Origin of the sequence: Pseudoclavibacter terrae (genome assembly GCF_008831075.1) — a bacterium.
GTDB lineage: Bacteria > Actinomycetota > Actinomycetes > Actinomycetales > Microbacteriaceae > Pseudoclavibacter > Pseudoclavibacter terrae.
On record NZ_WBJX01000001.1, the window covers coordinates 257,266 to 279,282 of the forward strand.

Here is a 22,017-nt window from a genome sequence, read left to right on the forward strand (position 1 = left end):
ATGGCCACCCGGTCGCAAGTCGTTAACGAAAATCTGACGCTCACATTACCACGGCGGCCGAGCTAATCTTCGGTGCGCCGACCCGGCCACGTCACCCTGCGTCTCTAGACTGACCCCTACCGGACGGAAGCTCGTCGACCGCCCGAGTGACCGCACAGGTGCGCCCCCAGCGCCTCGACAGGAAGCCGGACGTGCTCAGCGTGAAGACCGACATCGACCTCGTCGTCATCGGCGCGGGCGTGCCAGGTGTGACCGTCGCCGCGACGCTCGCCGAGATGGGTCTGCGTCCGCTGCGGGACTTCGTGGTCTTCGATGCAGAGCCCCAGCCCGGCGGGTCGTGGGGACGCGGCTGGGATTTCCAGACGGTCGGTCACACGCCGCTCCTCACGGGGCCTCCCGGGTTGTCCGAGCTGGGTATCCGGCTGAGCGACCAGGATCCCGAGGCCATCGTCCGCGACATCATGCCGCCGCTCATGCGCCGGTACGAGGACGCCTACGACCTGTACGTGGCGCGGCCCGTTCGCGTGCTGAGGGTCGAGGCGATGCGTCGGTCCCCGCATCTGACGGTGCACATCCAGGTGCGTGATCGTCCGCCCCGGACCATCACGACGCGGTACGTCATCAACGCGACGGGCGACTGGTCGTCGCCGTTCGTGCCCTGGTATCCGGGCGCACTGGACTTCGCCGGCGAGCAATTGCCATCCGCCCACATCGAGTCGTTGGCCGGATTCGCGGGGAAACGCGTCATGGTCGTCGGTGGCGGCCGTTCTGCTGTCACGATCCTGCGCGAGCTCGAGCCGATCGCGGCGGCGACCGCGTGGTCGACACGACGCGAGCCCGACTTCCATGAGCTCCCGCGCCTCACGCTGCCGTCCCGCACCGACTCGCGGCAGCGTGAGATGGATGCGCGCCACGAGGCGGAGTTCGTGCGCTTCGTCGAGCGCGGGGAGCGCCTCCCGAGCGAGGTCAGCGTCCGAGGCATCCCGCTCTCGAGGGGGACGCTCGCCGCGATCCGCCGCGGGCTGCTCGTGTCCCGCGGGCCGCTCGCGAGCATCCAGCCGGACGGCGTGACGCTCGCGAGCGGCGACCGATTCGAGGCGGACGCGATCATCTGGGCGACGGGCAGTCGTCCCACGATGCGGCACCTCGCGCCCCTGCAGCTGCGCGAGCAGGGAGGCATGGCTCGCCTCCGCGACGGATGGAGCCGCCGCGACAACCGTGTGGCGCTCCTGGGCTACGGCACGAACCGTCGCAACCCCGTCGCGGCTCGGCTCGACGCCGAACGCCTCGCCGAGGGCGTGTTCGACCGCCTCGGCGAGACCCCCGCCGACGTCAAGTAGGGCCTGCACGGCGGCCCGTGCCCCAGCGCTACCCGCGGTGCGGCGAGGCGAGCACCGAGGTCACCACGGGGCGGGTGCCGATCAGGGCCAGCCAGACGGCGCCGAACCCGAGCGCGAAGCACAGCGCCATCGTGAGCATCGCGAGTGGCGCGACGATCAGCGATGCGCCGACGATCGGCAGCACCAGGGCGACCGCCGCGCCTGCCCCGCCGAGGGCGGCGAGCAGCAGGGGCGCCCAGACCTGTGCCCGTTGCGCCTTCTCGAAGACCCTGCGCGGCATGCCTGTGCGGTCGAGGGAGATGAGCAGCTTGCGCTCGTCGAGGATCGCGGCGGCCTGCGAGACCCCCACGGTGCACGCCAGCATGAGGAAGGCGATGAACAGCGTCAGGAAGACGCCCGTCCGGAGGTCGGTCATGAGCGTGAGGTCCTCCGCTGAGACGCCCTCGGTGCCGCCAACCATGTCCAGCAGCGCGAGTCCGCTGCCGCTGATGACGGCGACGAACGCGATCATCGCAATACCGGACACGCTCCGCCAGGCCACGCCGGGCGCCTCTGCGAGGCGGCGTCCAGCGATGAGGCGAGCCGGCGTCTTCGCGCGCTTCGCCATCTGCCGGCCGATCAGCCCGACGAGCGGGGAGCCGATGAGGTTGATGGCGAGCATCCCGATCGCGAACGGCACGAACAGGGCGAGGACGATGCCGACGATGCCGAGCGCCGAGACGAACCCCTGGGCCATGCCGACGAGGCCGAGCGCGACGAGCAGCGCTACGGCGCCGCCGGCGAGTGCGAGCCACTTCACCCGAGGCGCCTTGTCGCGCTTGCGCACGCCGAGGGGTGTGACGCGTACGGCGGCGAGTCCGGCGAAGGAACTCGCGGCTGCGAGCACGGCGATGCCCGCGGCGGTCGCGGCGAGGATCGGGAACCCGACCCACAGGGACGCGGCTCCGACGGCCCCGCCGTAGAAATGCAGCATCCCGACGAGAGGGAGCAGCGCCGCGTAGAGCGCCGTCCCGGCCAGGATGCCCACGACGGCGATGAGCGTCGCCTCGGCGACCGCGAGCACCGTCACGACGGTCGTGGACGCGCCGAGCAGTCTCAGCGTCGCGAGCCGGTCGTCGCGTCGCCTCGCGGAGAGACGCGCGGCGGCGACGCCGAGCGTCAGCAGCGGCACGGCCAGCAGGGTGAGCGCGAAGATGGCGAAGAAGCCGTGCGACTGCATGCCGGCCGGCGGGTTGAAGAGCATGATGGTGCCGCCGACCACGATCAGCGTGAGGGCCGTTACGACGGCGAACGCCACGGCGGGGAGGGCGACCGCGGCGATGCCGACCGTGTCGGGCCGGGTGAGCATCCGCAGGAGCGTGAGCACCGGGACGCGTCCGGTGCCGCGAGGCGCAGGGCCTGGGATGCGCGGCGCTTGAGCGGCCGCTGAGCCGACGGCTGGCTTCGCGTCGGCCGACGGGAGCGTGTCGGCGGTGGGGTCGAGGAAGCCCGCCCCTTGCGCGGCGGTCATGCGCGGGCCGCCGAGTCGTCGAGGATGCGGCCGTCGCGCATCCGCACCGTGCGGTCGCAGCGGGCCGCGACCTCTGGGTCGTGCGTGACGACGACCAGGCTGCGACCGGCGCGCGAGGTCGCGGCCAGCAGCGCCGTCATGACGTCGGAACTCGTTGCCGAGTCGAGTGCACCCGTCGGTTCGTCGGCGAACACGATGCGGGCACCCGTGACCTGGGCGCGGGCGATCGCGACGCGCTGCGCCTGCCCGCCGGACAGCTCGCCGATGCGACGCGACTCCATGCCGCGGAGGCCCATAGCCGCGAGCCACTCGCCGGCGGCGTGCTCGGCGCGCTTGCGTTCGATGCCGCACAGCATCGCCGCGAGGGCGACGTTCTCGAGTGCGGTGAGCTCGGGGAGGAGCATCCCCTCCTGGAACACGAAGCCGAACTCGGTGCGGCGCAGGTCGGTGCGCTGCGCCTCCGACATGTCCGTCATCTCACGCCTGCCGCCGTCGCCGTGCAGCTCGATGCTGCCAGAGTCCGGCGTGATGATGCCGGCCAGGCTGTGCAGCAGCGTCGTCTTACCGGAGCCGGAAGCGCCCATGATCGCGAGCGCCTCGCCCGCCCGCACCGCGATGCTCACGCCTGCGAGCGCGACCGTCGCACCGTAGGTCTTGGTGAGCGCGTGTGCCGCGAGCACGGCGCCGGGCTGGTGGGCGCCGGCGGTGGGGTGAGCGCCCGGATACGGCTGGTGGGCTGCCCTGTCGAGACCGGGCTGCGCGTACCGGGTCTGCTCTGCGGACTGCTGCCGCGTGTTCTGCTGCGGCGCTGCTGGTGTCTGGAAGCCTGGGTGAGAAGTCATGGTTCCAAGGTGCTTGCAAGGGTGGCCGTGCCTCGACCGTCTGCGGGCTCATCCGCCCCCTCCTGGAGGAGGGCATTCCGGGATGCGCGTCATCCGCCAGGATGACCTCCTGCGTCATGCCACCGGTGAGGTCACTGCCAGGCGAGGGCGCCGAGGCCCAGGCTGACGCCGAGCAGCTGGCCGACCGTCACGCCGATCAGAGCCGCGAACACTCCCCAGAGCATCTGAACGACCACGATGATCGCGGTCTTGCCGAGCTTCCTCGCGCTGAGCGCGTTCGACGCGTCGAGCATCGCGGAGCTCCAGGAGCTCAATCCCCCGCAGAAGCCCGAGATGACGATCATCGACGCGACCGTCGGGAGCGGCAGCAGTCCCGCCGCGAACCCGGCGATCAGCGATGCGACCACGTTCACGATCATGAGACGCCACTCTGGGGCCACGCGGCGGGGGAGCCCAGCTTCAGCCGTCGCCGCAGAGCCGGGCCCCACGACGGCCGTGCGGGGGGTGGTGCCGCGCGGCCAGCCCTCGACCGCGACGTAGCGGATGCAGGCCCCGACACCGCCGGCGAAGGCGACCGCCAGGATGAAGAGGACGTCCATCAGCTCGCTCCACCCATCGCCGGCGGCGGAGCGATGCGGCGGCCGAGCGCCCGCCCCAGGATGATCGCGAGGACCCCGCCGAGTGTGCCGAGCACGAACGCGGCGATGGCCCACGCGGACGTGGAGAAGACGAGCGCCAGCGCCAGTGCGATGAGCGAGAACGTCGTGAAGCCTCCGCAGAAGCCAGGGCCGAGGGCAGCACGCCACGCGGCGCGCTGCGCAGGCCAGTGGGCACCCGCCACGATGCCGAGAGCCAGCGACCCCGCGAGGTTGGCGATGAGGGCGGCCACGATGTCTGCATCGAGCACGTGCACGCTCCCGGCTGACAGCTCGACGAGGTTCGCGGAGCCCTGCTGCATCGTCGCGGTCGAGACGACCGAGCCGAGCCACACCCGAGCGAGCGTGCCGAGGGCTCCGCCGAGGAACACGGCGAGGAGGAGTCGGGCTGGCGTTCGCACGCGGCAACCGTACTCCCGGGCCGAGAGCGGCGCCAGCCCGTGTCCGCGGGTCCCGCCCGCTGGCCAACTTCGGTGACTCACGGCGGCTCCCGGCGCCGAATCGTGCCAGAACCCGCGTCTCGTCACCGAAGCTGGACGGGTGAGGTGGCAGTCCTCCGTGCCGTCGGCGCGGGTTGCCGGGGTCGCTCCGGGCGCGAGTCGCCGCGGGTCGCCGGGGCCGCCGGGGACGCGACGGACGCCGGAGGGCCGCCTCCCGTTTCGGGAAGCGGCCCGCCGGCGTCCGTGATTCAGGCGCCTGGCGCGTCCCTCTCGTCGCGAGCCCCGAGAGCATGCGAGATGCGCTCGCGGACTCGTTCGAGCTCCTGGTCGAGGAACGTCACGATCCCGGGTGACAGGTGCTGGGCGCTCTGCGCGGCGCGGAGCTCTTGCCGAAGCTCGTGCCTGAACCTGTTGAGCACGAGGTCCGCCTGGGACATGGCCTCGAGCTGCTCACGACCGGCGTCACGCCGCGGGTTGCTCGCGGAACTCGTGTGCCCGGTTCTCGGAGCCTCACTCGTGCTGCTGCCGCTGTCGTCGTTCCAGACGTGCGAGCTGGTCGCCGATGCCCAGGTGTCGAACCTGCCGTGCGTGCGGTGCCCTGAGCTCGATGCACCGGGCGCAGCTGGTGCACCGGGGGCCTCGGGCGTCGGCGGAGCCTGTGGCGGGTCCTGCGGGCGAGGCTCGCCGGACGCCGTCGTGCCGTCGGTGGATCCAGGCGCGGAGGATCCCGGAGGCGTCGTGCCCGGGGTGGAGATCGGGGCTTCGCGGGGGTCGTTCCAGCCCTTCGCCGCGCCGGCGAAGAACCCGCGGGCAGATGCCGCTCCCGCTGCGCCCGCGCTTGCCGCCTTCTCGAAGCCAGAACGTGCGTCCGGCCCGAGTTCTTGGGCGAGGCGCGCGAACTCGGCGCGGAGCTCTTCGCGTGCGCTGGCGAGGCCGTGCCGGACGTCGGCGGCGAGTCGGCGTACGGACGAGTCGACGTCCTGCTCGATGGAGGCGAGCTCGTCGCGTCTCGAGTCGAGTTCGCGGCGCCCAGCTTCGGTGATGCGATAGACGCTCTTGCGGCCGTCGTTGTGCTTGGTGACGAGGCCTTCCTCTTCGAGCTTCGCGAGGCGCGGGTAGATGGTGCCGGCACTCGGCGAGTAGGTGCCGTCGAAGCGCTCGGAGAGCGCCTGGATGAGCTCGTAGCCGTGGCGTGGCTGGTCCTCGAGGAGGCTCAGCAGGTAGAGGCGGAGGTGCCCGTGGGCGAAGACTGGCGGGGTCACTCGGTGCCTCCCGGCGTGTTGGTGTCTGGTTCTGCGCTGGCGTCGACCTCGATGTTGCCGCCCGGTTCGGGGTCGGCCCCCGCGGCTGCGCGGTCGCCTGCACCTGTGCCGCCGGTCGTGGTCGGGGGTGCGAGGCGGGCGTCGATGCGTTCGTCGAAGTCGGCGGGGGCATCGCCTGCTCGCGGGGTGCGCGTGGAGAGCATGACGGAGACTCGGCCGGTGACGGTGCTGATGCGCACGTCGGTGACCTCGCCTTCGACGGGCTCCGAGCGGTAGGTGGTTCCGCGAAGCGGCTCGACGTGGAGGCCGTCGAGCTGCACGGAGGAGCCCACGGTGGAGACCTGGTAGCTGGGGTGCGTGTCGCCGGGGAGGCGCACTGTCGTGGCGCCGCTCACGGACTTGGTGGCGATGAGACTCGGCGAGCCGGACGTGACGTCGACGATCGTGGCGCCCGAGACGGTGCTGCCGTCGAAGCTCGCGAGGGGGCCTGTCGCGGTGACGTCACCGGATGCCGTCTTGACGACGGCCTGCCCCGCGTGGCCGCGCACGCTGATCTCGCCGCCGATCGAGTTGAGGTGCAGCTCGCCGCGGGTCGCGTCGAGGAACTGCTCGCCGCCGACGGTGTTGACGTCGATGCGTCCGTCGATGCCGGCGACGAGCACTTCGGAGCTCACGCCGAGGATGTCGACGTCGACACCTGCCGGGACGAGCACGCTCACGACGACGGTCGGCTGGTTCCAGAGCGTCTTCGCGGATGTCTGCACGTCGGTCCACGACAGCTGGGGGTGGTCGATGAGGAGCTGGTCTCCGTCGATGGCGATCTTGAGGTCGCGTCCGGTGATGGCGGACACCTCGATGCGGGTGCTCGGCTCGTTGTGCGCGAGCACGCTGATGGCGCCGCCTGCGAGTCTCGCGCGAACGCTGCGGACGGTCTGCACGTCGATGACGCGGGGCCCGTCGACGATCCACTGTTCAATGGCCATGGCTGCTCCTCGGAGGTCGTGAAGATGCGCTGCCGGGGTTCCGCGCGGCACCTGCGAGTCAAGTTATATCGCGAGTCTGGACGTTCGCGCTATAGCTCGATGGTCGCGGCTGTGTGCGGGGTCGTGTGCGTCATACTGGTGCGGTCCGGCAGCCCCGACGGATGCAGACGGAGGGAGCGCGACGACATGACGCAGGATCTGACATGGGTGTCGGTACTCGCCGCTCTCGTCGCCGGTGGCCTGCTGTCCTTCACCGCCGTGCACCGAACGCGGGCGGAGCCGCGCCGGTTGAGCAACGGCGTGTGGATCGTCGCGGCGGGTGTGATCTCGCTCGCCGCGGTCTCCGGCATCGACGGGCAGGTCTCTCGGCTCGTCGCCGCCCTCACCTGGCTGCCGCTCCTCCTGTCGCCGCTGCTCCTGTTGGTCCTGATCGTGCTGCTCGTCGTCAACGGTGCTCGCATGGTGCGGCGGGAGGGGCGCTCGCTCGGCAACCTGCTCTCTCTTGTGCTGGCGTTGCTGCTGACCGCCCTGGCCGCCCTGCCGTTCGCGGCTTTCCTCGCGGGAAGTGACGTGTTTCTCGCCGTCGCATTGTTCTTCGCGCTCGGCGCCGCCTACCTCGGGGCGGCGTTCGTGCTGTTTCTGGGGTACTCGTGGTTCTACGGACGGCTCGTCCGCGGGGCGGTGGGCTCCTGGGTCGTCGTGCTCGGCTCAGGGCTGTCCGGGGGTCGCCGTGTGCCGCCGCTCCTCGCCGCGCGCATTCGTGCGGGGCTGGATGCGGCGGATCGTGTCGGGGCGAGTCTCGTCGTCATGTCTGGCGGCCAGGGGAGTGATGAGGCGCTGGCCGAGGGGCACGCCATGCGCGAGTGGGCGCTCGACCCCGTCAACGTGCATGGCCGCCGCGCCACCGTCGAGACCGCACCCGCGGTGGCGGGCCCGCGCATCCTGAGCGAGGAGAAGTCGACGAACACCGAGGAGAACCTGCGGTTCACGATGGCGATCCTCGAGCGTGAGGGCGTGACGGGACCGGGGATCATCGCCACGAGCAACTACCACGCGATGCGAGCGGCGATGCTGGCGCGCGAGCTCGGCATCGACGCGCAGGCCGTGCAGGCGCCCGTCGCCCGCTACTACTGGCCGAGCGCGATCCTCCGCGAGTTCGCGGCGATCCTCAGACGGTATCTGCTGCTCAACCTCCTGGCCGGGCTCCTGTTCGCGCTGCCGCTGCCGCTGCTCAGCCTCTGGGTGGCGTTCGGGGCGAGCTGACCTGGGCGCGCGATGAGCCCGCCCCGGCGCATCGGCGCACCGCATGGCGCTCCCCGACACGAACTCTCGTGAACTCTTTCCCGTCGAACCTGCAATACCTGTTGTGAGCACTGACACCCAGATCATCGAACGCTCGCGGCGTGAACCCGCGGCATTCGCGGAATTGTACGACCGGCACAGCCGGCTCGTGCACCGGTATGCCGCGCGAAGAACGAACGAGCAGATCGCCGACGACGTCATGTCGGAGACGTTCCTCGTCGCCTTCGAGCAGCGCGTCCGCTTCGACACGTCAAGAGGCGAGGTGCGGGCCTGGCTGCTCGGCATCGCGACGACGCTGCTCAAGAAGCATCGCCGCGTCGAGGCGCGCGAATGGCGCAGCTTCACGGCGTCTGACGCCGCCGCGCTGGCCGAGCACCGCGACTTCACTCCAGATGCTGAGGCCCGCCTGGATGCGGGCGCGCGCATGCGAAGCCTCGGTTCCGCGGTCGCCTCGCTCTCCAAAGGAGACCGGGACGCGCGGCTCCTCTACGCGCTGGGGGACCTCGACTACGAGGGTGTCGCGGCGGCGCTCGGCATTCCGGTCGGGACCGTCCGCTCACGCCTGAATCGCGCGCGGAGGAAGCTCCAGCGCGCCACTGAACTGCAGGAGAGCCGGCGCGCGAACGCGAAGGCCGCACACGGATTGGAGACACGCGATGGACGAGATCGAACTGCTGCGCCGAGTGCGCGCTGACCAGGCCGAGCCGAGCCGAGCGGCCGTCGAGAGCGGACGGGACGCCCTCGTCGAGCGAGCGAGATCCGCCGGCGGCGCCGCGACAGTCGGGCCGAGGGCGCGCAAGCGGATACGGGTCGGGTGGTCGTTGTTGACGGCCATCACGGTTGGCGCGGTCGCGACCGCGGTCATCGTCACCGGCGGGTTCTCGAACGACACCGGACCTGCAGCTCCTCCTCCTGCCGCGGCCGCGGTGCTACAGGATGCGGCGGAAGCTGCCATCGCCACGCGCGACCCCGTTGTGCAACCTGGGCAGTACCTGCGCATCGAGACCCAGGCCGTCTACAGCTCCACGGCCCTGCTCAGCGACACCGAGGCGGTGAGCTGGCTCGAGGGCACCCACGATGTGCTCTACGTGCCTGCGAACCGCGACGAGGACTGGGTCCTCGAGAAGTCCGCGCGCGAGGTCGTCGAGACGTTCGGTGCGGAGTCGGAGCGGCTCGCGGAAGAGCAAGCCGCGTCCGGCATGCAGGGTCCGGGGTTCGTCGATGAGCTGCTGCGGGCACCGGGAGGCACGTTCTACGGCATGCCGGCGACGGAGGACATCTACGACTTCGAGTCCCTCCCTCGTGACCCCGCGGCCATGTACGCGCACATCACCGCTGCCAACGCGGACCACGGAGGCAATCCGGACGCGCGGGCCCTCGTCTTCATCGCAGACCTGCTTCGGAGCGGGCCCGTGCCCGCGGACATCAGGGCCGCGCTCTTCGGCGCTGCTGCACTTGTCCCGAGCATCACGATCACCGACCAGGATGCGCGACAGGGTGGACGCAGCGGCGTCGCGATCGGCATCGAGCAGGCCGGCACCGGCAACAGCCAGGAGATCGTCATCGACCCGGACACCGGGGAGTTGATCGGCGAGCGGCAGGTCCAGAACGACGGACTCGGTGGGATCCCTCCGGGGACGACGGTCGGCTCGACGACGGTGACCACAACGGTCGTGGACGACGCGCCCGCGGGCGGAACCCAGGGTGGGGCGCTCGGGGACTTTTGCGAACACGATCCGGCCACGGGGGCCATCACCTGCACCTGACCCGAGCGCCTGATCGTCTGATCGTCTGATCGTCTGATCGCTTCCCGGACCACGGATTCGGGAAGCGCTCAGCGGGGTTCCGGGGACTGTCGGTGGTGCGTGCAAGACTGGCCGAGTGCACAAACTCGCTGAGATGAGCTTGAGAAACCGCGCGCTGATCGCCCTTGTGACGCTCTCCGTGCTCCTCTTCGGTGGCCTGTCGATGACCTCGCTCAAGCAGGAACTGATTCCATCGGTCTCCCTGCCCATCGTTTCGGTCGTCACGAGCTACCCGGGTGCCTCACCCGAGATCGTCGACGAGGACGTGTCTCGCCTCGTCGAGACGTCGCTCCAGGGGCTTCAGGGGCTCTCGTCGACCCAGGTCACCTCCAGCGCGAACCTCTCGTCCGTGACGGTCGAATTCGAGTACGGCACCGACACGGTCTACGCAGAGCAGCGCATCCAGCAGGCCCTCAACCGCATCGAGAGCCAACTCCCCGAGGGCACCGAGACGACCGTGCTCAGCGGGTCGATCGACGACTTCCCGGTCATCCAGATCGCGGCCACGGGCGGCACCAACACCGAAGAGCTCGCCGCGAGCCTCGAGAGCTCGACCGTGCCAGGCCTGACCGAACTCGACGGGGTCCGCGAAGCGGCGGTCAGCGGCGCACCGGTCTCCCGCATCGAGATCACCCCAGACCAGGCGGCGCTCGCGGGGGCAGGAGCCAGCATCCAGAGCATCCGCGACACGCTCGACGCCGCCGGCACGCTCATCCCCATCGGCCAGATCACCGAGGGCGAAGACGCCCTCACCGTGCAGGCCGGGACGCTGCTGGACAACGTCGACGCCATCGCCGCCCTTCCGCTGAGCGGCGCGACCCCTGCCACGACAACCCTCGGCGACGTCGCCACGCTCGAGCTCGGACCGGAACCCGCGAGCTCCATCTCCCGCGTCAACGGCGAAGACGCCCTCACTGTCTCCGTCACGAAGCTCGCCAACGCCAACACCGTCGAGGTCTCCCAGGCAGTCCGCGATGCGCTGCCCGCGCTCCAGGCATCCATCGGCGGGGGAGCGACCCTGCAGATCGTGTTCGACCAGGCCCCCTTCATCCAGCAGTCCATCGACACACTCGTCGTCGAAGGACTCCTGGGTCTCGTCTTCGCCGTCATCGTCATCTTCGTGTTCCTGCTGTCGTTCCGCGCGACGCTCGTGACCGCGATCTCCATCCCGACCTCGCTGCTCGTCACGTTCATCGGCTTGCAAGCCGCCGAGTACTCCCTCAACATCCTCACGCTCGGGGCGCTCACCATCGCGATCGGTCGAGTCGTCGACGACTCCATCGTCGTCATCGAGAACATCAAGCGACACATGGCGATGCACCCAGGCGCCAGCCTGCGGGGCAGCGAGCGAGTGCGGGTCATCTCGGAAGCGGTCCGTGAAGTGGCCACCGCCGTCACGAGCGCCACCATCGCGACCGTCGCCGTCTACCTCCCCATCGCGTTCGTCGGCGACATCTCCGGCGAGCTCTTCCGGCCGTTCGCGCTCACGAGCGTCATCGCGCTGCTCGCGTCGCTGCTGGTCTCCCTCACCATCGTGCCCGTGCTCGCCTACTGGATGCTCGGCGGACGGCACCTCAAACGTCCCGCCCGCGTCGGCACGGCGGAGACCTGGTCAGGCAACGCCAACGGCGACGCCAACGGCAACGGCACCGAGCCCGGCGACGCGTCCACGCGTCCGGAGCCGAGCAGAGAACGCGAGCATGTGCTCGCCAGTGAAACCGCACCCGCCACCGGCGGCGTCGCCATGCAGGACTCGACGACGGCCACCGAGACGGAGGCTGCAGGCAGCGACAGCACCGTCGAGGCCGTCCGCGTGCGCCCGCGCCGCGAACGCGCGCAGCGCGACGCCGGAAGGTTCGCGCCCCTCGGTCTGCGCAGCGACGACGAAGAGCTCCACCCGCGCCGAGCCCGCCGCCGCCAGGCAGAACAGGAAGCAGGCGTCGCCGGTCGTGCAGAGCACGGCCCCGACTCCGAGCTCGCGACCACGCACGAAGAATCAAGCTGGCTGCAGCGCGGCTACGAACCGGTACTGGGGTGGACCCTCCGTCGCCCCTTCATCACCCTCGGCGCGGCCGTCCTCATCCTCATCCTCACGGGCGCCCTCGCTCCCCTCATGAAGACCAACTTCCTCGGCAACACCGGCAGCAACAGCTTCACGGTGACGCAGGCCCTCGAACCCAACCTCACGCTCGCCGCCTCCGGAGAGGCCGCCTCGCAAGTGGAAGACATCCTGCGGGCCAAGCCAGGCGTCGAGACCGTGCAGCTGACGATCGGCGGAGGCGGCGCGGCCTCGCTCTTCACTGGCGGCGGCGCCTCGCGCGCCAGCTTCTCCGTGACCACGTCGACGGACGCTGACGCAGACGCGATCCAGGCGGAACTGCGCGAAGAACTCGACGCCCTCCCCGAGGAAGCCGGCGAGATCTCCGTCGGCGGGGGCGGAAGCGCCGGGTTCTCAAGCGCCATCAGCGTCGACCTCACGGCTCCAGACGCGGAAACGCTCCGCGAGGCGAGCGACCAGGTCGTCGCCACCCTCAGCGGCGTCGAAGAACTCGGGGAAATCACGAGCGACCTCGATGAGACCCGCCCCTTCGTGCAGATGGACATCGACCAGGCGACCGCCGCCCAATACGGGCTCAGCCAGACCGCCATCGGCGGCATCGTCGCCCAGCAGCTCCAGCCCACCCCCGTCGGCTCCCTCACCGTCGACGGCTCCAGCGTGCAGGTCGTGCTGCTCGGGGCGGAACCGCCCGCCAACATCGACGCGCTTCGCGCCACGAGCATCCCGACCGCGCTCGGCCCCGTCCCGCTCACCACGCTCGCGACGGTCGAGATCGTCGACGGACCAGTCTCCATCTCGTCAGAACGAGGCGTACCCCTCGCCTCCGTCACCGTCGTCCCAACCGACGACAACCTGAGCTCCGCAAACGCACTCATCACCGAGCAGCTCGACTCGCTGACGCTCCCAGAAGGCGCGACGGCCGTGCTCGGCGGCGTCAGCTCAGACCAGGCCGCAGCCTTCCAGCAGCTCGGGCTCGCGCTGCTCGCCGCCATCCTCATCGTCTACATCGTCATGGTGGCGACCTTCAAGAGCCTCCTCCAGCCGCTGCTGCTCCTCGTCTCGGTGCCCTTCGCCGCGACCGGAGCCATCCTGCTGCAGCTCGCGAGCGGCGTTCCCCTCGGCGTCGCATCGCTCATCGGCGTGCTCATGCTCATCGGCGTGGTCGTCACGAACGCCATCGTGCTCATCGACCTCGTCAACCAGTTCAGGGAGCGCGGACTCGCCGTTCGCGACGCGATCCTCGCCGGCGGCGCCCGCCGAGTCCGGCCCATCGTCATGACCGCCCTCGCGACGATGCTCGCCCTCACGCCCATGGCGTTGGGCATCACCGGCCACGGCGGGTTCATCTCGCAGCCCCTCGCCCTCGTCGTCATCGGAGGACTCCTCTCCTCCACCGTCCTGACGCTCCTCGTGCTCCCCGCGCTCTACACGGTGGTCGAAGGCCCACTCGAGCGGCGCCGCGCTCGTCGTGACGCGCGCATCGACGAAGAACTGGCCGCCAACGACGTCGACTGACCCGTCGCGCGCTCGAACCCCACGGATGTCCTCGAGCCGTCGCGGGCAGAGGTTCCCGCGAGAGTTTCAGATGCCCCACGTTGTCGTCTGGTCACAGCGGGCGTCGTGAGCTAGCCTGGCAAGTTGGGCATGCGCCGAATTCTGTGTGAGCAGCGTGCCAGATCTGGAGAAGGCACACATGCCCAAGCGCAAAGCCAAGGGCGGGTTCAAGCCCGCGAGCAACTACATCCCCAAGGACTCCGCGGGCCGCGGCGAGCGACCCGCCCGCGCCGGCGGAGGTGCCGGCCCCGGCGGCAACCCACGCTGGGCCAGCGAGAATCGCCGAGACGGGGCTGCCGGAGATGACCGTCGCGGAGGCTCCGCTGGACGCGATGACCGGCGCGGAAGCTCCGCTGGACGCGACGACCGACGCGGCTCAGGCGCGGCGAGCAGCGGCGAGCGCGGCGCCTTCCGCGGAGACGACCGCCGGTCCGGCGGAACTCGGGCGGGCGGCGACGACCGCCGCGGAGGCTATGCCGGGCGCGGAGACGACCGCCGAGGCGGTTCCGGCAGCAACACCCGCCCAGGTGACGACCGTCGGAGCGCCGGCCGAGGCTCGGATGACCGTCGGGGCGGCTACAGCGACCGCAGCGACGACCGACGTGGCGGCTACGACGCGTCCGGCCGCACCGACTCCTTCGACCGCGACCGCGACCGCAGCGGCTCGCGCGGCTCAGACCAGAGCCGCCCCCGCGGCGACGACCGCTACAGCACCCGCCGAGGAGCACCCGCGCGCGGAGCGGCATCAGCGCGCGGCGGCGCTCGCGGGCGCGACGGGCAGTTCTCCGATCGCAACGAGCGCATCGATCGTCACCACCACGACGCGCTCCGCCAGTCGCATGGGCGTCAGCCGGCGGCCGGCTCGCGCGGCGACCGCAGCGCCAAGCACTTCGACCCCACGGCACGCGGCGCGAACCAGCCGCAGCGCGGGGCGATCCAGGACTACCGCAGCCACAGCCAGTCTGCCGCGGGCCGCGCCCCCTCTCACGACGAGGACCGCGTGCTCGAGCGTCTCGCCCCGACCGCGGTCGGCGCGAAGAACGCCGACGGCCTGAGCTTCGGCGACCTCGGCCTCGGCGCCAACATCGTCGACGCGCTCGCCGAACTCGGCGCGCCGAGCCCGTTCCCCATCCAGGCATCGACGATCCCGGATGCGATCCAGGGACGCGACGTGCTCGGCCGTGGCCGCACCGGCAGCGGCAAGACGATCGCATTCGGTGCAGCCCTCGTGCAGCGGCTCAGCGTCGCCCGCGGCCGCGATGCCGACGCCAGCAAGCGCAAGATCGGGCGCGCACCCCGCGCCCTGATCGTCGCGCCGACCCGTGAGCTCGCCCTGCAGATCGACCGCACCATCCAGCCGATCGCCCGCAGCGTCGGCCTCTTCACGACGCAGGTGTACGGAGGCGTGCCGCAGCAGCGTCAGGTCACGGCCCTCGGGCGCGGCGTCGACATCGTCATCGGAACCCCCGGCCGCATCGAGGACCTGGAGCGCCAGGGCTTCCTGCGGCTCGACCAGGTCGAGATCACGGTGCTCGACGAAGCCGACCAGATGTGCGACCTCGGGTTCCTGGAGCCCGTGCAGCGCATCCTGCGCATGACCATGCCAGGCGGGCAGCGGCTGCTGTTCTCGGCGACGCTCGACGCGGCCGTGCAGCGGCTCGTGACGGAGTTCCTCAAGAAGCCCTCCGTGCACGAGGTTGCCGGCGAGGAAGAGCAGCACACGGACATCGACCACAGCGTCCTCGTCGTCGAGCGAGACGACAAGCGCGCCGTCATCGAGCAGCTCGCCGGCTCCGGTGGGCGCGTGCTCATCTTCACCAAGACGCGCGTCGCGGCCGAGGGGCTCGCGACCGAGCTGTCGATGGCCGGCGTGCCCGCGGCGGCGCTCCACGGCGACCTCACGCAGGGGCGTCGCACGCACAACCTGCGCCTGCTCACGAGCGGCAAGGTCAACGTGCTCGTCGCGACCGACGTCGCCGCGCGCGGCATCCACGTCGATGACATCCGTCTCGTGATCCAGTCGGACATGCCAGAGGAGTACAAGTCGTACCTCCACCGCTCCGGCCGGACGGGTCGCGCCGGACAGCGCGGCACGGTTGTCACCGTCATCCCGAAGCAGCGCCGCCGCCGCATGTCCGAGCTGCTCGAGCGGGCCGAGATCGACGCGCCCATGATCCCGGCACGCCCGGGCGGCGCCGAGCTCGACGCCTTCATGGCGTACGCAGACTAGGCGACCGGCGCGAGCTGATCGGCCGATGCCCCTCCGGACGAGGACACCCTTCGTCCCGAGGGGCATCGTCGTTCGCTCCCGCACCCGAAACGTGGATGATCGCCGCGTAGCGTTGGACGCATGAGCGAACAGCAGGCGAACGACCCGCGGGCGCGGGCAGACCAGGCAAGCGCGGGCGAGGACGTCGCGGCCGACGGCGAAGGCTCCGGCGGTGAGAGCGCGGGCCACGAGAGCGCGGCGCGCATCAGCACCGAGCAGCTCGCCAACGAGCGTGCGAACGGCGACGGCAACCTCTTCCCCGACGCGGGCTCGCTCTTCGAGCCGGAGCCCGTCGACACTCCGCAGGAGCTCGAGGCTGAAGTCGAGGAAGCGGAGAAGCACGACAAGCGCTTCGCGACCGGGCCGGATGAGTGGGGCGTGGCCGAGAGCAACTTCGGACAGAACACGAGCGAGTAGCTGCGCCGGCATCTGCGCCGCGCGCGGCGACGGAGCCGCCCCGCGTGTTGATCTCGGGATGGGTTTCGCGCCTCGGGATGGGTTGCAACTCATCCGGAGACGCGGAACCCATCTCGAGACACGTGTGGTGAGGTCTGCGCCGGGTGAGCGAGACGGTTCGGGCGGACAACCGCGTTGGCTCGGGCAGGTCGCGTGGGCTCGGGCAGGGGCGCGAGACCGGCCGCGTCAGCTCAGGATGTCGGGTGCGAGCAGCGCCGCGGCGGTCGCGACCCACGCGATCGGCATCAGCGCCCAGTCAGCCGCGTCGGTGCGGAGGATGTGGCGCTCGGTGCGCGTCGGGGCGAAGCCGAACGCGCGTGCATCCATCGAGAGCGCGACCCGGTCGGCGTGCCTCAGCGCGCCAGCGAGCAGAGGAATGGCGGCGTCGAGCTGCGAGCGCAGCCAGGCGATCGGTCCCCGACCACGATCGACGCCACGCACGCGCCGGGCGGCTCGGATCACCTCGAGTTCAGACCGGAACCTCGGCACGAACCTGAACGCGGCCATCGCCGCGTAGCCGAAGCGGTAGGGCACGTGCAGGTGCTGCACCAGCGAGCGCACGAAGTCGTCGCCCGCCGTGGCGATTCCGCCGACCAGGGACAGCAGCACGATCGCGACGAGGCGTAGCGCGGTGCCGAGTCCGGTGGCCCAGGCGGCCACCGTGAAGGGCCGGCCGGCGAGCTCGAAGATCGTCGCCGTGCCGTCGAGCGCGAGCGCGGCGAGCAGGGGAGCGGCGCCCGATGTCTCGCCGTCCGCCGTCGGGTCGACCCAGGCGCCGAGGGTCACCGAGAGGACCGCCACCACGACCGGCACCCCCACGATCAGCAGCAGGGCAGTTCGAGCAGACATGCGCGCCCCGCTCAGAATGGCGATGCCGCAGAGCACGATCAGCAGCGCCGGGCTGAAGGGATCGCGCACCACGAACATCGCGATGATCGCGGGCAACGTCGCGGCGATCTTCACGAGCGGCGTCCGCCGGTGCAGCCAGGGCAGTCGGTCGGCTCGCGACCGTGCGACGGTGGGGCGCGAGACGAGCGCGTTGCCTGCGCTCACGACGCACCGTGCAGGGTCGGCGAGGACCGGCGCGCGAGCTCAGCTTCGAGCTGGGAGACCGACGTGATGCGGCGCAGCCAGGGGTGACTGGCCACGTCCGCCAGCGCCCGCGCGAGCGGCGGCAGGCCGAGGCCCGCTGCCTCGAGCGCACCGGAGGACACGACCTCGCTGACGTCGCCGTGCGCGGCGACCACGCCACCCTCGAGAACCAGAAGGTGCGTCGCGAGTTCCGTCACGAGCTGCAGGTCGTGCGTCGCGAGCACCAGCGTGGCACCGTCTCGGTGCAGCTCCCTGAGCATGGCGACCAGTTCGTCGGCGCGCGACTTGTCCTGCCCGAAGGTCGGCTCGTCGAGCACCAGCACGTCGGCGCCGTCGAGGAGGGCCGCGGCTACCGTGAGCCTCCGCTTCTGGCCGCCTGACAGGAGGAACGGGTGCCGGTCGGCGTGCTCGGCGAGCCCGAAGCGCTCGAGCATCTCGTCGACCCGGCTCCGTGCATCCGCCGTCCCTCGCCCGAGCTCGAACGCCAGCTCGTCGCGCACGGTGGGCGTGAGGAACTGGTGCTCCGGGTTCTGGAAGACGTAGCCGACGCGGGCGCGGAGGGCCCCGGCTCGCATCCGGGACGTGTCCTGCCCGTCGAGCAGAACGGTGCCGCGCGGCGCGCGACGCACACCCGCGAGGGCCTGCAGCAGGGTCGACTTGCCTGCCCCGTTGTGCCCGACGACGGCCGTGATCGTCCCGGGCTCGATGCTCAGGGAAACCGGGCCGAGCACCCGTGTTCGGCCGCGGGTGACGGTGAGCCCGCGCATGTCGAGGCGATGGGAAGCCGGTTGCGTGCCGGACTTCTCGGGGGACGCGGCCGACTTCGGTGACAGTCGGGGGGTCGCAGGGGTGAGCGCGGCTGATTCGGCGCGATCAGTCACCGAAGTTGGCCGCAGACCGATGCGTGGGTCGGGCGACGTCGGCGGGGGCGCGTGCTCGGGGCGCCTCGCGTGATCGGGCCGGTGCGTGCGCTCAGGCGGGCGCGCGTGCTCAAGGCGCTGCGTGAGGTCGCGGCCGAGCAGCGGCAGCGGTGCCGCGCCCAGGTCCCAACCGGCGTGGGTGAAGACTGCCGCCGCCTCGTGGGCGACGGGGAACCAGACGCCGAGTTCGCGAAGCCTGCCGGCGTGCTGCCCGAAGATCTCTCGGGGCGGGCCGTCCAGCACCAGCCGACCCGCGGAGTCGAGCACGATGACACGGGTGGCGATCGTGAGCGCCTCATCGAGGTCGTGCTCGATGAGCAGCAGGCCGTGCGTGCCCGCGCGCACGAGCTCCCCGAGCGCCAGGTAGATGGCGTGCTTCGCGGTCTGGTCGAGGTTCGCAGTGGGCTCGTCGAGCACAAGCAGCGGCGAGTCCATCGCGAGGGCGCTCGCGATCGCGAGTCGCTGTCTTCCCCCGCCGGAGAGGACGTCGGGGGAGTCGTCTCGCCGCTGCCACAGTCCGAGCTGGGCGAGCGCCGCTTCGGCTCGCGTCTCGATCTCCGGAACGGGCAGGCCCAGGTTCTCGGGCCCGAAGGCGACCTCGTCGAAGACCTGGCCGGTCACGATCTGCGCGTCCGCATCCTGGAAGACCATGGCGACGTGCTGGCTGGCGGCGGCGACTCCGAGATCCGCGACATCACGCCAGGTGGTGTCGGCCTCCGGCCCTCGTCCGCCGTCCGAGAGCAGCACGTTCCCGGTCACGTCTGCCCCCAGGGACTGCGGGATGAGCCCGTTCAGCGCCCTCGCGAGCGTCGACTTGCCGCACCCGGACGGGCCGAGGAGCAGCACCGCCTCGCCGCGAGAGATCGAGAACGAGACGTCGTCGGGCCGCGGAGCCGCAGCATCGAAGTGGGTGACGGAGAGACGTTCGACCCGCAGGAGCGGGGACGTCACCTGGGTGCTCTGCGGTCTTCCGCGAGCCGCAGGTCACGGCCGATGCCCGCGCGCTCGAGCTGCTTCGCGAGCCAGACCGCGAGCATCGTGCAGAGCGGAGGCGAGACGAGGAAGCTGCCGATGAGGAGCACCGTGCCGAGCGCGTCGTACCCGCCGCCGTCGAGGATGCGGAACGCCGCGGCGGTCATGATGAGGCCAGCGAAGGTCGAGCCGACGAGGAAGAGCCAGGCGGACCAGCGGCGGAAGCGCGTGATCAGGAATGGCAGCTCCTGCAGGATGCCGATGCCGACGCCGATGAGGAACGCGCCGAACGCGATCGGCTGGAATGGGCTCGCGACGAGCCCGGCGAGGGCCGAGGTGATGAGGCCGACCCACGGACGACGGAACAGCGCTTGCGCCAGCGCTCCAGGAATGAAGTACAGGCCGATCGTGAGCCCGTACACGAGTGGGAGGAGGTTCGAGACGGCGCCGCCGATATAGGCGTTGACGGTGAACACGACTCCGCCCGCGACTCCGATCGCGGCACAGCTCATGAGCAGACGAGTGCTGACGTTTCTCATTGGGCTCCACGCCTTCCCTCAGCGGGACACGATCCCGCTAAGGTCACGGGCTGGTGCAAGTCTACAAACTGTAGAGCGACGCGCGCGACAGGCCGTCGAGCTTGATAGCCTGGAGGCTCGCGGAGATCTGGGTGACGTTCCCCACGGTAGATCCGCGTCAAGAATTGGAGCAGCACAATGCCAGGAACTCGCACTCGAGCACGGGGTGAGCTCGAACTCGTCGTGCTGCGGCTCCTGTGGACCGCAGACGAACCGCTCACGGCCCGTGAGATCCAGGACCGCTTCCCGGGCCGAGTTCCCGCGTCCACGACCATCCTCACCGCCCTCGACCGCCTCCGGGCGAAGGGTGACGTGACCCGTGTCGGGCACGAGCAGCGCGGCATCCGCTTCGCGGCGACGCAGACCGAGGCCGAGCACGCCTCCAGGGCCATGCTGAATGCGCTGAAGACGATCGATGGCCGCGAGGCCGCGCTCCTGAAGTTCGCGGGCAACCTCGACGCCCGCGACGCGGACCTCCTTCGCGCGGCCCTCCAGCACTCGCCTGTCTCGGCTTCCGAGCCCGCATCGGCCAGCTAGCCGGAGCCGGACCGGGTTCCACCATGGCTCCAAGCGGGCGTCCGGGGTTCCTCCCCGGACGCGAGTGATCCGAAGTGTGGATCATCCCTGCGCTCGTGTGTCTCGCGTTCGCGGTCTTCACGATGCTCGCGGCACCGTCGCTCCTCACTCGAGGGACCTGGCAGGTGCAGCATCCGCAGCTGGCTCTGGGGCTGTGGCACGGTGCCGTCGTCGGCGGTTCGCTTGCGCTGCTCGCGGCCGTCGCGCTGTCGGTCGTCGCCGTGCTCACCTGGGAGCATGACGAGGGCAGCTGGCTCAGTGGCTTCGAGATCGCGCTCGCCTCGGTCGTCGCGAGCGTCGGCCTGATCGCCATGTTCGGCTGGGGGTTCATCGTCACGCGACGTTCCGGGCGCGCTCTGGCCGACGGGAGGCGTGCGAACGATGAGCTGCGGGATGCTGCGCGCGTGCTGTCCTACCGGGATGAGCGCATCGGCGGGGCCCTCGTGCGCTTCGTCGAGTCCCCGGCGCCGCACGCGCTCGCGGCGGCTGGCCCCGCTCCGGTGGTCATCGTGTCGAGCGGGCTCGAGCAGCTCCTGACGCGTGAGCAGCTGGAAGCGGTCGTCGCCCACGAGCGCTGCCACCTGGTCAGGTTCCACGCCCTCGCCCAGCGGCTCGCAGAGGTCAACGAGGCGTGCCTGCCGCGGTACACGGGTGCGAAGAACCTGTCGCGGGCGACGGCTCTGCTCATCGAGCTGATCGCGGATGACGCCGGTGCGAAGGCGGTGGGCGCGGATGCGCTCGCCGGGGCGCTGCGGGCGCTGGCGAGTGCGGGCGCTGGGTCGGACGACGACGTGCTGCGCCAGCGGGCGAGGAGACTCCACGCTCGTCCGGGAGGCATCAGCTCGACGTGGCAGGCTTGATGCATGCCTGATCCCACTCCGTTCGAAGAACCGCGCCCGGGCTACGACGTGCCGCGAGAAGCAGAGCCCGAGCGGTCGCTGACCCCGGCGCGCGTGTCGAGGCTTCGGCGGCTGACGATCCTCCTCGCGGTCATGGTCGCGGCCGGTGCGCTCGCGAACTGGCAGCAGGAATCCGAGTTCCGGTCGGCGAGCGTGCTGAGCGTCGTGGTCTCGCTCGTCGTCATCGTCGTCGGCTACGGCGCGATCTGGAAGATCCTCGGATCGTCGAAGCGGAAGCGGGCGGAGGGCGCTCGGACTGCGGGCAGCATCCTCTCCGTGCTCGCGGTCACGGGGCTTCTGCTGACAGGTGTGCTCGCGATCACGGGAGCGAGTGCGAATGGCGCGGTGCAGCTGGTCGTCGGCCTCGGCACGGCGATCGTCGGCGCCATCTGGCTGCACGCGGCCTGGCGCCGTCTCCCCGCCGAGCCGACCGGCCTGCTCGACTGATGCGCGCGCGTGCCCCACGACGCACGCGCGTTGAATGTCGGGGGCTGCGCCTAGC

General features: G+C 70.9%; 19 protein-coding genes. 10 read left to right on the forward strand and 9 right to left on the reverse strand.

Going from position 1 to position 22,017, the window contains the following annotated elements:
• Window positions 1-146: 146 nt before the first annotated feature.
• Window positions 147-1,340, forward strand: coding sequence for a flavin-containing monooxygenase (locus F8O03_RS01280; RefSeq protein WP_104251614.1), 1,194 nt, complete (start codon window positions 147-149; stop codon window positions 1,338-1,340).
• A gap of 28 nt (window positions 1,341-1,368) precedes the next feature.
• Here F8O03_RS01280 and F8O03_RS01285 read toward each other — a convergent pair whose 3' ends face one another.
• From F8O03_RS01285 to F8O03_RS01310, 6 genes are all read right to left on the reverse strand, one after another.
• Complete coding sequence (locus tag F8O03_RS01285) at window positions 1,369-2,850, reverse strand: ABC transporter permease family protein (protein ID WP_151422045.1); 1,482 nt, start codon at window positions 2,848-2,850, stop codon at window positions 1,369-1,371.
• The gene (locus F8O03_RS01290) at window positions 2,847-3,692 is read right to left on the reverse strand and encodes an ABC transporter ATP-binding protein (protein ID WP_151422046.1); all 846 of its coding nucleotides are present in this window, start codon (window positions 3,690-3,692) and stop codon (window positions 2,847-2,849) included. The genes F8O03_RS01285 and F8O03_RS01290 overlap by 4 nt, the downstream gene beginning before the upstream one ends.
• 131 nt (window positions 3,693-3,823) lie before the next feature.
• Window positions 3,824-4,291 (reverse strand): fluoride efflux transporter FluC, encoded by a 468-nt coding sequence (locus F8O03_RS01295; protein ID WP_151422047.1) that lies wholly within the window; start codon window positions 4,289-4,291, stop codon window positions 3,824-3,826.
• Window positions 4,291-4,749, reverse strand: a complete 459-nt coding sequence (locus F8O03_RS17955) for a fluoride efflux transporter FluC (RefSeq protein ID WP_167516429.1) — start codon at window positions 4,747-4,749, stop codon at window positions 4,291-4,293. Before F8O03_RS17955 ends, F8O03_RS01295 begins: the two co-directional genes overlap by 1 nt.
• Before the next feature lie 287 nt (window positions 4,750-5,036).
• Window positions 5,037-6,050 carry a PadR family transcriptional regulator gene (locus F8O03_RS18565; RefSeq protein WP_151422049.1) on the reverse strand — a complete coding sequence of 338 codons (1,014 nt, stop codon included), beginning with the start codon at window positions 6,048-6,050 and terminating at the stop codon, window positions 5,037-5,039.
• A complete protein-coding gene (locus tag F8O03_RS01310; RefSeq protein WP_151422050.1) occupies window positions 6,047-7,033 on the reverse strand; it encodes a DUF4097 family beta strand repeat-containing protein in 987 nt (328 codons plus the stop codon). Before F8O03_RS01310 ends, F8O03_RS18565 begins: the two co-directional genes overlap by 4 nt.
• A 186-nt stretch (window positions 7,034-7,219) precedes the next feature.
• Here F8O03_RS01310 and F8O03_RS01315 point away from each other — a divergent pair, with 186 nt between their 5' ends.
• From F8O03_RS01315 to F8O03_RS01340, 6 genes are all read left to right on the forward strand, one after another.
• Window positions 7,220-8,296 (forward strand): YdcF family protein, encoded by a 1,077-nt coding sequence (locus F8O03_RS01315; RefSeq protein WP_167516430.1) that lies wholly within the window; start codon window positions 7,220-7,222, stop codon window positions 8,294-8,296.
• Between the two features lie 103 nt (window positions 8,297-8,399).
• Window positions 8,400-9,029, forward strand: coding sequence for an RNA polymerase sigma factor (locus tag F8O03_RS01320; protein WP_208851771.1), 630 nt, complete (start codon window positions 8,400-8,402; stop codon window positions 9,027-9,029).
• Window positions 8,992-10,101, forward strand: coding sequence for a CU044_5270 family protein (locus F8O03_RS01325; protein WP_151422053.1), 1,110 nt, complete (start codon window positions 8,992-8,994; stop codon window positions 10,099-10,101). The genes F8O03_RS01320 and F8O03_RS01325 overlap by 38 nt, the downstream gene beginning before the upstream one ends.
• A 133-nt stretch (window positions 10,102-10,234) precedes the next feature.
• On the forward strand, window positions 10,235-13,714 hold the full coding sequence (locus F8O03_RS01330; RefSeq protein WP_151422054.1) for an efflux RND transporter permease subunit: 3,480 nt from the start codon (window positions 10,235-10,237) through the stop codon (window positions 13,712-13,714).
• 178 nt (window positions 13,715-13,892) lie between these two features.
• Complete coding sequence (locus F8O03_RS01335) at window positions 13,893-15,983, forward strand: DEAD/DEAH box helicase (RefSeq protein ID WP_151422055.1); 2,091 nt, start codon at window positions 13,893-13,895, stop codon at window positions 15,981-15,983.
• A 120-nt stretch (window positions 15,984-16,103) separates the two neighbouring features.
• On the forward strand, window positions 16,104-16,439 hold the full coding sequence (locus F8O03_RS01340; protein ID WP_151422056.1) for a hypothetical protein: 336 nt from the start codon (window positions 16,104-16,106) through the stop codon (window positions 16,437-16,439).
• 225 nt (window positions 16,440-16,664) lie between these two features.
• On the opposite strand, the gene F8O03_RS01345 is transcribed toward F8O03_RS01340, so the two are convergent.
• From F8O03_RS01345 to F8O03_RS01355, 3 genes are read right to left on the reverse strand one after another with little or no spacing between them, the layout of a single operon-like run.
• On the reverse strand, window positions 16,665-17,531 hold the full coding sequence (locus F8O03_RS01345; RefSeq protein WP_151422057.1) for an energy-coupling factor transporter transmembrane component T family protein: 867 nt from the start codon (window positions 17,529-17,531) through the stop codon (window positions 16,665-16,667).
• The gene (locus F8O03_RS01350) at window positions 17,528-19,441 is read right to left on the reverse strand and encodes an ABC transporter ATP-binding protein (protein WP_151422058.1); all 1,914 of its coding nucleotides are present in this window, start codon (window positions 19,439-19,441) and stop codon (window positions 17,528-17,530) included. The genes F8O03_RS01345 and F8O03_RS01350 overlap by 4 nt, the downstream gene beginning before the upstream one ends.
• On the reverse strand, window positions 19,438-20,001 hold the full coding sequence (locus F8O03_RS01355) for an ECF transporter S component (RefSeq protein WP_146079043.1): 564 nt from the start codon (window positions 19,999-20,001) through the stop codon (window positions 19,438-19,440). Before F8O03_RS01355 ends, F8O03_RS01350 begins: the two co-directional genes overlap by 4 nt.
• A gap of 177 nt (window positions 20,002-20,178) precedes the next feature.
• Here F8O03_RS01355 and F8O03_RS01360 point away from each other — a divergent pair, with 177 nt between their 5' ends.
• From F8O03_RS01360 to F8O03_RS01370, 3 genes are all read left to right on the forward strand, one after another.
• Window positions 20,179-20,577, forward strand: coding sequence for a BlaI/MecI/CopY family transcriptional regulator (locus tag F8O03_RS01360; protein WP_104310426.1), 399 nt, complete (start codon window positions 20,179-20,181; stop codon window positions 20,575-20,577).
• Window positions 20,578-20,651: 74 nt separating this feature from the next.
• The gene (locus F8O03_RS01365; RefSeq protein WP_104251635.1) at window positions 20,652-21,476 is read left to right on the forward strand and encodes a M48 family metalloprotease; all 825 of its coding nucleotides are present in this window, start codon (window positions 20,652-20,654) and stop codon (window positions 21,474-21,476) included.
• A 3-nt stretch (window positions 21,477-21,479) separates the two neighbouring features.
• Entirely contained in the window at window positions 21,480-21,962 is a 483-nt protein-coding gene (locus F8O03_RS01370) for a hypothetical protein (protein WP_151422059.1), read from the forward strand.
• The last annotated feature ends 55 nt before the right edge of the window (window positions 21,963-22,017 follow it).